This window comes from Gallibacterium faecale, from assembly GCF_027920745.1.
GTDB lineage: Bacteria > Pseudomonadota > Gammaproteobacteria > Enterobacterales > Pasteurellaceae > Gallibacterium > Gallibacterium faecale.
Map to the genome: position 1 here is coordinate 1 of NZ_JAQIBB010000100.1, position 10,618 is coordinate 10,618.

Annotated in this window: 15 protein-coding genes, 3 tRNA genes and 1 pseudogene; 8 read left to right on the forward strand and 11 right to left on the reverse strand. The window is 37.3% G+C overall.

Features of this window, described 5'->3' with window-relative positions; all coding sequences use genetic code 11:
- From PF272_RS10735 to PF272_RS10750, 4 genes and pseudogenes are all read right to left on the reverse strand, one after another.
- Nucleotides 1–645 (reverse strand): annotated as a pseudogene (locus PF272_RS10735) (hypothetical protein); the annotation flags it as partial.
- Nucleotides 646–647: 2 nt separating this feature from the next.
- Nucleotides 648–920, reverse strand: a complete 273-nt coding sequence (locus tag PF272_RS10740; protein ID WP_271142752.1) for a hypothetical protein — start codon at nucleotides 918–920, stop codon at nucleotides 648–650.
- Entirely contained in the window at nucleotides 917–1,135 is a 219-nt protein-coding gene (locus tag PF272_RS10745; RefSeq protein WP_271142753.1) for a hypothetical protein, read from the reverse strand. The genes PF272_RS10740 and PF272_RS10745 overlap by 4 nt, the downstream gene beginning before the upstream one ends.
- Complete coding sequence (locus PF272_RS10750) at nucleotides 1,132–1,422, reverse strand: hypothetical protein (protein WP_271142754.1); 291 nt, start codon at nucleotides 1,420–1,422, stop codon at nucleotides 1,132–1,134. Before PF272_RS10750 ends, PF272_RS10745 begins: the two co-directional genes overlap by 4 nt.
- A 60-nt stretch (nucleotides 1,423–1,482) precedes the next feature.
- Here PF272_RS10750 and PF272_RS10755 point away from each other — a divergent pair, with 60 nt between their 5' ends.
- Nucleotides 1,483–1,725: a hypothetical protein gene (locus tag PF272_RS10755; protein WP_271142755.1), complete on the forward strand. Its 243-nt coding sequence runs from the start codon at nucleotides 1,483–1,485 to the stop codon at nucleotides 1,723–1,725.
- A gap of 22 nt (nucleotides 1,726–1,747) precedes the next feature.
- Here PF272_RS10755 and PF272_RS10760 read toward each other — a convergent pair whose 3' ends face one another.
- Nucleotides 1,748–1,954 carry a MerR family transcriptional regulator gene (locus PF272_RS10760; protein WP_271142756.1) on the reverse strand — a complete coding sequence of 69 codons (207 nt, stop codon included), beginning with the start codon at nucleotides 1,952–1,954 and terminating at the stop codon, nucleotides 1,748–1,750.
- A complete protein-coding gene (locus tag PF272_RS10765) occupies nucleotides 1,951–2,283 on the reverse strand; it encodes a hypothetical protein (protein WP_271142757.1) in 333 nt (110 codons plus the stop codon). The genes PF272_RS10760 and PF272_RS10765 overlap by 4 nt, the downstream gene beginning before the upstream one ends.
- Between PF272_RS10765 and PF272_RS10770 the strand changes: the two genes are divergently transcribed.
- Nucleotides 2,274–2,588, forward strand: a complete 315-nt coding sequence (locus tag PF272_RS10770) for a hypothetical protein (protein ID WP_271142758.1) — start codon at nucleotides 2,274–2,276, stop codon at nucleotides 2,586–2,588. The genes PF272_RS10765 and PF272_RS10770 overlap by 10 nt on opposite strands.
- A 12-nt stretch (nucleotides 2,589–2,600) precedes the next feature.
- Here PF272_RS10770 and PF272_RS10775 read toward each other — a convergent pair whose 3' ends face one another.
- Together PF272_RS10775 and PF272_RS10780 are read right to left on the reverse strand one after the other, a co-directional pair.
- Nucleotides 2,601–2,759, reverse strand: a complete 159-nt coding sequence (locus PF272_RS10775; protein WP_271142759.1) for a hypothetical protein — start codon at nucleotides 2,757–2,759, stop codon at nucleotides 2,601–2,603.
- The gene (locus tag PF272_RS10780) at nucleotides 2,756–2,923 is read right to left on the reverse strand and encodes a hypothetical protein (protein WP_271142760.1); all 168 of its coding nucleotides are present in this window, start codon (nucleotides 2,921–2,923) and stop codon (nucleotides 2,756–2,758) included. Before PF272_RS10780 ends, PF272_RS10775 begins: the two co-directional genes overlap by 4 nt.
- A 141-nt stretch (nucleotides 2,924–3,064) precedes the next feature.
- Here PF272_RS10780 and PF272_RS10785 point away from each other — a divergent pair, with 141 nt between their 5' ends.
- The 6 genes from PF272_RS10785 to PF272_RS10810 all read left to right on the forward strand — a co-directional run bounded on the left by PF272_RS10785 (nucleotide 3,065) and on the right by PF272_RS10810 (nucleotide 5,886).
- Nucleotides 3,065–3,634 carry a phage repressor protein CI gene (locus PF272_RS10785; RefSeq protein WP_271142761.1) on the forward strand — a complete coding sequence of 190 codons (570 nt, stop codon included), beginning with the start codon at nucleotides 3,065–3,067 and terminating at the stop codon, nucleotides 3,632–3,634.
- Complete coding sequence (locus tag PF272_RS10790) at nucleotides 3,634–4,335, forward strand: BRCT domain-containing protein (protein WP_271142762.1); 702 nt, start codon at nucleotides 3,634–3,636, stop codon at nucleotides 4,333–4,335. Before PF272_RS10785 ends, PF272_RS10790 begins: the two co-directional genes overlap by 1 nt.
- A gap of 8 nt (nucleotides 4,336–4,343) precedes the next feature.
- Complete coding sequence (locus tag PF272_RS10795) at nucleotides 4,344–5,351, forward strand: phage integrase (RefSeq protein WP_271142763.1); 1,008 nt, start codon at nucleotides 4,344–4,346, stop codon at nucleotides 5,349–5,351.
- A 218-nt stretch (nucleotides 5,352–5,569) separates the two neighbouring features.
- Nucleotides 5,570–5,645, forward strand: a tRNA-Gly gene (locus PF272_RS10800).
- A gap of 4 nt (nucleotides 5,646–5,649) precedes the next feature.
- A tRNA-Leu gene (locus PF272_RS10805) sits at nucleotides 5,650–5,736 on the forward strand.
- 76 nt (nucleotides 5,737–5,812) lie between these two features.
- Nucleotides 5,813–5,886 (forward strand) — tRNA-Cys (locus tag PF272_RS10810).
- Nucleotides 5,887–6,223: 337 nt separating this feature from the next.
- Here PF272_RS10810 and PF272_RS10820 read toward each other — a convergent pair.
- The 3 genes from PF272_RS10820 to PF272_RS10830 all read right to left on the reverse strand — a co-directional run.
- Nucleotides 6,224–6,742, reverse strand: coding sequence for a DUF4376 domain-containing protein (locus tag PF272_RS10820; RefSeq protein WP_271142765.1), 519 nt, complete (start codon nucleotides 6,740–6,742; stop codon nucleotides 6,224–6,226).
- Between the two features lie 89 nt (nucleotides 6,743–6,831).
- Complete coding sequence (locus PF272_RS10825) at nucleotides 6,832–7,881, reverse strand: tail fiber protein (RefSeq protein ID WP_271142766.1); 1,050 nt, start codon at nucleotides 7,879–7,881, stop codon at nucleotides 6,832–6,834.
- Nucleotides 7,882–7,883: 2 nt separating this feature from the next.
- On the reverse strand, nucleotides 7,884–10,618 hold a 2,735-nt coding region (locus PF272_RS10830), incomplete at its 5' end, for a TipJ family phage tail tip protein (protein ID WP_271142767.1).

Here is a 10,618-nt window from a genome sequence, read left to right on the forward strand (position 1 = left end):
ATCATATTGATAATTTGAAATGAGCTTACTTAACGTTTCGGCAACTTCTTCAACACGCCCAGGCGACAACATAAAAAACGGCAACTTTGCCTTTTCTAACGTTTTAAATTTTGATTTTTCTGCTGTAATGCGGTTTTTAATACGTCTGATTGTGTTATCACGTTTAATTTGTGCTTTTTGTTGTTCGCTTAATTGTTCTCGTTGTGTATCTGTGAGCTCATCTGATTCTGCGAGTTCTTCTTCTCTACGTGATAACCCAACTTCTAACATATCGACCCACGCCACATCAAAATCATAACGTTGCATAACCATATCTAAACGGTTTAGTAAAATTTCTCTGATTGCTTCGTTTGCGTGCTTACGTTGTTTGTTGCCAAATTTAAAAGCGATTGAGCCATCATCTTTTACTGACTTGTATTCTCTAATGTAGATTTTTCGGAAGTGTTCGCGTTGTTGTTGGCGAGGTAATTTTGATAACCATTGCTCGACTAAATCATAGTCGTGCGGATTAATGGCAAAGAGTTCTAATTGTGCTGCGGTTGGTGTTGGATCTGGCAACTTTCTCTGCTTCTCGTTCGGTTCGCTTATGTTCGGCACATATTGCGCTTCATAATCAAACCGTTGCTCCTGTTGCCATTCCATCATGTTTAAAATTCCTGTAATCTTATTCGTTCATCATTCAGTTGTTGGGTAATATTGTTGATTGCGTTAAAACAGTTGAGTGGTGTACCGTCTGTTTGCTTTAATTCGCTTTGCATTAAGTCAATCAGCAATTCATCAAATCTTTTAAACTCTTGTACTTTTCCCTTTTCCCAAAATCCCCATTTGGGCGATAACTGATAAACTGTTTTGCTATATCCGTCTTGTGTTTTCGTGATACTGATACGATCTACACCGTCAATAAAAATAACTTCGCTCATTGCAATACCCTCTTTCTTTGATCTAGTAATTTGATTAGTGCTTTCATTTCTGCAGCTGCACGTCTTGCACGAGCTGCACTATTTGATAGTTTTACTCTTGATTGATGCGGTCTTGTTTTGCATAACCCTAACGCACCGATTGCGCTTTCACTCAAGTAATACACTGCTGCTTCTGCGTTTTTGCGATTAATGCGATCTAGATTTAAATATCTCATTGCTGCACCTCAATTTCGTTAAATTCTTTTAGTAACAACCCTTTCGGGAATTTATTACGTAGTACGGATATTTCTTTTAGCGCTTTGCCGATTCGTCTTTGTTCATCTTCGGTAAAATCGCTTAAACGTGGTGAATAAGGTAAATCTGCAATCGCCGTTAAAATCTCTTTTTCTCTTACTGTGAGATGATCGAAAGTTCGCTCTACACGATATTTTGATTCACCCAACGTTTTATAAGCTTTCTCACACCATTCAGCAGCTGCTTGATTTATTACGATTGCTTGCATTTGTTGCTCCGTTTGCTAATATCTCTGTTAATTTTTGTACTAATAATGAGATTTCTTGATATGACCCATTCGATCCCAGATAATCAAAAATCGCTTGAAGTGCGAGTTGCTCAAATGGAACTGCAGTTAGCACTCCAGGAGCGTGTGCTTTCCGCTCTGTTGATTGCACTTGCTGAACATCATCATGACGTACTTGATTCTGTTGAGAATGAGCTACACGCTCTTTTAGATGAACAAACGTCTGATGAATTAAAAGATGTGTTTCATGTTTTTTTACGTCGTTTAGTTGAATCTTCTCGTTAATCATTTCTCTCACCTCTTTTTATTAGATTCTTTCTGCGTTAGCTTCGGCTAGCGCTTGTTTTGTTAAAGCAACCATATTGATTAGCGCTTTTTGCTGTGCACTCTTACGTTTCATTGTTGGTATTAACCCCGCACTAATCTTCTTTTTTATTGTTTCGATATTCATTCCCGATCTGCGTGAAAATTCCTTTATCGTTAAATACGGCACATCTATAACAATTTGAGTCATTCGTCCCCCTTACTTTCTAAAAAGCTATCAATGAGTTTCGTTAATCTGTTTTGTAATGTGGCTTCTGATATATGCACGACTTGATATTGTTTTGTTGCTTTCGTTAAGATAAGTAACCGAATTAACTCACTGACTAAATTTGTTGTCACTTCATCTAACGCATCCACTAAAGGAGCAAATAATGCAACCTGACGATATGGAGAGATTTCACCCAGCAACGGCAGACCAACTGAGCAAACAGCTGACACCAGATCAGGAAAAAATAAACGGGGTTCATCCAAATAACGTTTATTGCTTGATTGAGTGTTTTTGCCAGTGTTTGCTGACAAATCCTCATTCATTGCATCTTTCTGATAGTACAATTCAGCAACTATACAAATTAGCGATTGCCAAGAATCTTTTTCGTGCTGCTGATTTTGCTTCTGAAATTCGCCGTTTAACGGCTGTATTGAACAGCTATAACCGTTTCGAACAAGCTGACCAACTCGTCGAGCTTGCACTTGCAATCGATCCAATGCTTGAACGGGATATACCGTTAAATCAGAAAATTCGTAACGCCCGTTCTGCTCGTTTAGCAAACAACCCTTATTATCAGCGGAAGAATGATTATTCTGATGATGACGAGCCGTTCTAGCACCATTTAAAATCATACCAACCCCCTCGCTTTCATTCCCTCTAGCAAGATGTTTCTTGCTAGTTGAGCCATTTTTCTTTGTTCTTCGTCTGCAACTTTCGCCAAAATCTGATAAACCTCTTTTGAAATACTTACGGTAATATGCGCAGACTTTTGTGCTTGTTTGTTCATGCAGTCGCCTCTCTTTGTTTGATGCCCTCTAAGATAAACGTTAAGCCCATATTGGTTACGCTACGGTATTCGCTTTCGGCAATTTGCTTTAGTTTCTCAAGCTGTTCATCTGTTAAGTAAATTTGTACTTTTGTCCGCCCTGCTTGTTGTTGCTTTTCTTGCATATAGCACCCCTCTATGCTTTGTGATATGATTTCTAAATGAATTAAAAAGAGTTATTTTAACCTCACTTTATGGTTAAATTTGACCATAAGATAATACAATGGTCATTTTTAACTTGCAATACATTTCTTATGGTCAATTTTATGAAAAATGAATTTAAGGGCGGAAAAGAAGTTATCGATAGGCTTCAAAAAGCATATGGATTTACTAAAAGAAAAGACTTTGGCGAGTATTTAAATATTTCGCCAAATACTTTCAGTTCTTGGGTTAAACGTGATTTTTTCCCTGCCGATTTAATCGCTCGCTGTCATCTAGAAACAGGTGCAAGAATGGAATATTTATGCTTCGGTGAAGAGCCTATTTTTAACGAAATTAGCGATATGAAATTTTTTCATAGAATACGCTTAGAAAATGGAAAAGTTTTCAAGTTACCATCAACCGCTTTCATGCTTCCACATTTGCCAAAGGGGACTAACCCAGATACCACGCTGTGTGCCGTTGAAGAAAACAAGACTTATTTTATTAATACGCAATACGGCGATTTAGTTGATGGCGATTATTTTGTTACGGTCGAAAATTCACATTTAATTCGCTATTTAACCATTCTTCCATGTGGGAAAGTGCGAGTTGATGGCGGTAAATTTTCGTTTGAAGCCAATGTTTCAGATATTGAAATTGTTGGGAAAGTTATCTTAAAAATGGAGAAAGAGTGATGAAATACACATCTATTGCTTTTTTCATTGTAGTTATTATTCATTTTGCATCTAGCATACTTTTTACACCACTACCGCCAAAACTTTTATTTATTATATTTTTAATATTAATTCCTATTCTTTATTTATTAAATAAAAAGTATAACTTATTTGATAAAGCTAACTCTTTAAAACAAGTTAATTATGATCACAATGAATACAAGAATAAAAATATTAATATTTCCACTATTACTTTCAGCTATAAAGATGCAGAAGGCTTTTTAACCAAACGAACAGTTGATATTTACTCAATTGATGATCCTTATATTCAAGGTTTTTGTCATCTTAGAAATGAAGAGCGAACTTTTATTATTGATAGAATTGTTGGTAATGTTATCTATCAAGGAAAATCTTTATCTGTTCAAGAATGGTTAGATTTAGCTAATGTACGAATAAAAAGAAAACTAAAAAATACTAAGTTAAATGTTTGCTTCACAGGCTTTACCGAAAATCAACTAAGCAATCTTACAAAAATAGCAAATGAAAAAAATTTCAATGTTCGTAAAACTATAACGGATAGTTTGCATTTCTTAGTTGTAGGAAATAATGATATAGCAGATCATAAAAAAATAAAAAAAGCAGATGATGAACTTGTTCTAATACTTACTGAACAACAGTTTTATCATATGTTAGAAACTGGTGAAATTCCTACTCCTGAATAAAAGTATCTATGGGCGTTCGCAAAGATAACAGTAAAAGCGGTAAATGGCTTGCCGAATTTTATAAAGACGGCAAACGAATTCGCAAATGGTTTTTGACCAAAGGCGAAGCTAGTCGCTTTTATCGTTTAAATGCGAATAAAGATGAACAGATTGATGATAGCGAAGTTATTAATAATCAACCCGCTGAAACCCTATCTTTTTTCGTGCAGCAGTGGTATGAGTTGCACGGACAAACACTGAAAGACGGTGAAAACCGTTTGCAAAAGCTGCTTAATTTATGCCGTTATTTGGGCGACCCATTAGCTAACTCTTTTACAACAGAAGACTTTGCAGAATATCGCCAGCTTCGGTTAGCGGGTAAATTTTCGCAAAACCCGAAACGCCCACCGACACAAGCCACAATTAATCGAGAACACTCTTATTTAAGAGCAGTTTTCAACGAATTAAAATATCTTGGCAAATGGAAAAAAGAAAATCCGTTAGCTGGTATCCGACAATTTAAGGAAAAAGATGCGGGCGTAACTTATCTAAAAGCACCGCAAATTAAACGCCTTTTAGAAGAGTGCGACCGATCTCGCAATCCTGATCTTAAATATATCGTTAGAATTTGTTTAGCCACAGGAGCTCGTTGGAGCGAAGCGGAAAAACTAGAAGATTATCAGTTGATGCCGTTTAAAGTGACTTACATCAACACGAAAAGCAATAAGAATCGTACTGTGCCGATTTCACCCGAGCTTTATAATATGCTCCCGATTAAAAAAGGTCGTATTTTTGGTGATGCTTACGAATCATTTGCTGATGCGTTGGAACGGGCAAAAATCAAATTGCCTAAAGGGCAACGCACGCACGTTTTACGCCACACTTTCGCAAGCCACTTTATGATGAACGGGGGTAATATTTTAGTATTAAAAGACATCTTGGGGCATTCAACGCTTAACATGACAATGCGTTATGCTCATTTTGCCCCTGATTATTTAGATACGGCTCGTTCGTTAAACCCATTAAACGGCATCTAAATTTTATCTATTTTTGCCCTTAAATTTATGTCTATTTTTAGTGGCTGTTTTACTTGTATTTCCTCGTATTTACCTACTTTTTGCCATTTATAAGCCATTGTTTATAAATAAGTTATTGATTTTATTAAATTATATAAGTTTTTTAAAATCCCTCGCCTTTCGAGGCGTGCCAGTTCAAGTCTGGCTTCGGGCACCATTAAAATTTGATAAAAAAATATGCGGGAATAGCTCAGTTGGTAGAGCACGACCTTGCCAAGGTCGGGGTCGCGAGTTCGAGCCTCGTTTCCCGCTCCAAACTGCCCGGGTGGTGGAATCGGTAGACACAAGAGATTTAAAATCTCTCGCCTTTCGGGGCGTGCCAGTTCAAGTCTGGCTTCGGGCACCATTGATAATAAAGATTGTGATTTTTTCTTTGTTTTAACTATTTCTTAATTCTTTATATCACTCATTAATATTATTTTGGCGTGTTAGCAAAGCGGTTATGCACTGGATTGCAAATCCATGTAGATCGGTTCAACTCCGGTACACGCCTCCATTATCTAATAATAAACCATTGATTTTAATACAAATATAATAATTTATTCTTAAATTACCCACTAAATCACCTACCAATTATTTTATATAAATAAGATAGGCATAATTACTCCTTAAAATCGTTCGGATATTGTCGTCTTAGCACTTCGCTTTGATACGATTCTTTGCAGTGATTTTTATTGCAAAATAGCGTATTAATTAGCGTATAAAAAAAGACCCACCGATTTTTTGGTGAGTCTTTTAGTTTTGTGTTGCGATAACATCGACTACTTATCGTTTCATCCGCATAGCCACCAGCTAATGTATTAGCAAGTTGGTCTAGTGCTATCAGTATTTGTTTAATCTGCATATCTCCGCTCCCAACCTGCTGTATAGTCATACTCAAGCGGTTTATCCGATTGCATCATTGCCACTTTATGGCGCTCAGCATTGACGTGGTCAGCATTTTCAGCTCGTACCATTTCTGCGAAGATTTTAGCAAGCAAGTCTGGCGTCATCTCAACAAAATCATTTTCAAAGGTTTTCCAAGATATAGAACCTAATTTGTCTATAACTTGGGATAACCCTAAATATTTTGTCTTTTCTTCTTCGCCTGTCTGAAACCACTTATCTACACTCACTATATATACACCGCCTAGACTACGATTGTATCTATATTCTTTGATACGTTCCCACACTTCAGCTTGCTGTATCGCTAATAGTTCTGCTTGTTTTTCTTCACTGATAATCCATTCTGTGCCGTTCCATGTATGATATTCGCTTGGAGCATAGGGAATCAAAATAGGATTACCGTCTGAGTCTGCTGAACGTTGCCCGCAGCCATTAATAATGGCTCTAAAAGTGGCTTCATCTACCAACTTACAGTTCTTTCTATCTATATTATAATTATCTATTAAATCAGCTGGATAAAATAGATATGTATTTTTATCGAAAAAATAATGAATTATCATTCTCCAATTGCTATTACTTTCAATGATGTTTGATAACGTCCCCACACGTGTGTGTTATTGTAAAAGAGATCTAAATCGAAATTATCAGCCCCGCCACACGTTTGTGAATTAACTGCTAAAATGATACGAGAAAACGGAATCGGAAAAGCTAATTTATTACTTTCCCTAATATTTGAATTAGCTTGTACCCACTGCATTAGCAAACCATTTGGCAATCTAGTATACCCAGCTACACCCCCAATTGAGCTATTAAAATCTTCTTTTAATAACATAGTCCCAGTTTTTTTGGGTAATCCAATCATCGCAGTATTACTTGCTGCGCCATCTAAACGATAAATAATATTACCCATTGATGTTGCTGAATGAGAATTCACTTCAAGCATTAATTTGTAATTACTGCTATTCTTTAATGATACACTAGAGTAATCCCCTGCATTAATAATTAAATTCCCAGACATCGTATCGCCCGATTTTGATACTGTGTCCTCTTTAAAAGCAATTTCCCCGTTTTTTCTTGGTATGTTAATAACAATAATATTACTTTCTGAATAATTAATATCTCCTTGTCTGAGTATAATATTACCAATACTTCTACTATCAGCCGGATTTACCTCTAACAGCATAAATTGGTTTGAGCTATTAGCTAATACTAATTTAGAGTAATCCCCTGCATTAATAATTAAATTCCCAGACATCGTATCGCCTGATTTTGATACACGAGTATTTGCATTGTCATTTGCTGTTTTAACAGCTTTTGGTGTTGCAAATGTCTTAGTTGATGTGCTTGTTACACTGCTATCAAAAACGGGTTTATTAATAATACTGCCCCAATATACAGGCAGATTATATCTAGAGGACAAAGCAACCCATTTCGCACCCGTATACTTTTCAAAAATCTTGCTAGTATCATTCCATCGCTTTGCTCCGATTGGTATATTTTGATTATTCCCATCATTCCAAGTTGCCGTTGCGTTAATCGCTTGATGTAATTCGTCAACAAAATTAATGTAATTACTATCCACTGTCGGTTTTTTATAATCCGCCATATTTATACTCCTTTCACTACCCAGCCAACATTACCGCTCGCTCGATTGCCATTTTTATCAAACAAAAACACGTAAAACCCCGTTGGATACGGCTCATCTTTAAAATTACTCACTGCAAACATTGGTACTGTTGCTTGCGGTGTCAGTACTGGTAATCCCGCATCAATAAATGGCACACTAAAATCTACCCATGTGCCGTTTACATCGTTTTTATTTGCATAAACAGTTCCGCCATCTGTTTTGAGTTTTTGATCGAGCTTGATATTAATATCATCAATAATTACTGGTTCGTTTGCGGCAGTAATTGTGATTCTAAATTTCAAATATCTAAACTTCGTTTCATAGATTGATGCTTCTGTATGCTCTCGCCATTCTTCTGTTTCCGCTCCTCTTACTGCAATGTAATACGCTATCTTATAAGCACCACTACTTATCACTTTTGGTGTAATCGTGATTTTACTGGACGCTAAAATCGTGCCGTAGTCGATTGTTTCTTCATAACTACCAGATTGCTCAGTTGGTTGTAGATACAAAGGATATCCGGCATTAACCTGAGATTGTGGACTTGTAAATCCGTTAATCTCATAGTGTTGTCGCCAAGTTTGCGTCGTGTTGATTGGTAAATAGAGATTGTTATCGATAGTGCGTGCATTACTAAATGTACCGCCGTACTCGCTGTTGTAGTTATATTTCAGGATGTAATCAGGTGGCTCACTGACATTTGCGAGTATAAATTGCTCAACGGCACGATTACCTGCACTGTCAACCGCTCGCACCCAGTATTTGTAACGACCCGCTTTAGTTTCGAATTGCGGAAATGCTAAGCCATCAATACGAGTCAGTAATTCAGCAGTCGCAAAATCATCACCTTTATAGAGTTCGTAATACACAATCGGTAATGATGTACGCGCATTTGTCCATTTCAACATTACATAGTTATCAATAACTTGCTGTGAGATTTGCACGAAATTTGGTGGATAAATCACTAATTCAGCGTTTGCTGCTTCACTTCGATTACCGCCTAAGTCAATCGCTGTCACGGAATATTGTGCATTGCCTGAATAATCCGCCTTAAACTTAAACGATGTGCTTTTTACAGTTGCGATGACTTGGTTATTTCGTCTAACTTCATACATCTCCGTAGCAAATGAATTGTGAATTACTTCTGACCATGTCAGCAATACTTCCTCGCCTACAATTTCAGCCGTTAATTCTGGTACGTTACCTGAGTTAATCGCCACATCAATAAACTGAGGACTTATCGACCGTACATTTGATGAATCAACCGCCACCACCCAGAAACGATGTGTACCACTTGTGATAAAACCAGCATTAAGCTCATTCGCTTTCACTTTTGCGACTAATGTTGATACTTCGAATGATTGCCCTGTTCTCACTTCATAGTGGTCTAAGTCGATATCCGGCACCATATCCCATCTAACAAAACAGCCCTCTTGCGATAAGACATAACTATCAAACCCCATCACATCATTGGGTGGTCTAAGTTTACCAATAGGACTGTAGCTATATGTAGTTGTCGCTTTTGTCCACGTACCTAGCACGTTCGCGGTATCAATTTTAATTTGATAGTTACCTTTGTCTTTAACATTCGGAATTTCAATCGTACTATCGTTAGTAATTGGTAATGTTACCCAGTTGCCGTTACCCTCACGATAACTTAATTGATAGCGTGATGTAGTGCTTGTTGCAGGTGCGTAACTCACAACAATGCGTGTTAGTACAGTATTTCCAAGACCTTTATATATCTCATCAGTAATAACGACATCTCTTACCCCTGTATTAAGCGTAAGATTACTTGTATCTCGTTCTCTAAAAGCCCAATCTCTCTCAATATAGTTATACTTTGACGGATTGTGATCCACTGCACTAATTGTAAATGTGCTATCGCTATTTTCGGCAATAGCAACTACCCTATAAAGTTCAGGTAATAAATCCGCTTTCGAGATAATCCATGTGCTACCAGGGGCGATTGAACTAAATGTACTATTAACAGTAACGCGTGAAACGGTACCTCGTGTATTAATATTACGTTGTTCAAGGTTGCCATTATTATTAATCAGACAAAGAATATAATTTTTTCCGCTTTCTAATGTAATCTCTGTATCTAACAATATTGTTGATGTTGTTGAACCCTCTTTAACACGTCCGCCCATCCGTTCACCTGCTCGATGAACATCAGATACTTGGATAATGTCACCAGGCATTGGAATAACGCCGTCCTGACCAACGCTAAACGTTACTACCTCGCTTTCATGTTGTTCGGTGAATAACAACCATTTCCCTACACGCCTTGCTTGCCCTCTTGACGTACAACCAAACGCGACCACTTCTGTTTCTGATACATAGCCCATTTTGACAATCGCTTCTGCATCTTCTACATACTCAACAGCTTGTTTGAACATATTATTCGGGTCATTCCATGTAACGAGTGCAACATTATGTCTAGTTTTGATATTGCTTCCTGCTCGTGTAAATGTGCCGTTAACCACGTTGGTATTGTTAAACTGGTAAACTGGGTCTTTCGGTGCATCTTGTACTAAAGCAAGCGTGCCGCTCGCCCAGTAACTCATCGCACGAAACGCTGAAGCGAGGTCTTTTAATAATTTATAGGCTTCTTCTCTTGTTTGAAGATATACATTACAGGTAAAGCGAGGTTCCCTACCGCCAAAACCATCAGGGACTAATTCATCGCAATATCGGGCAATTTGATATAAAG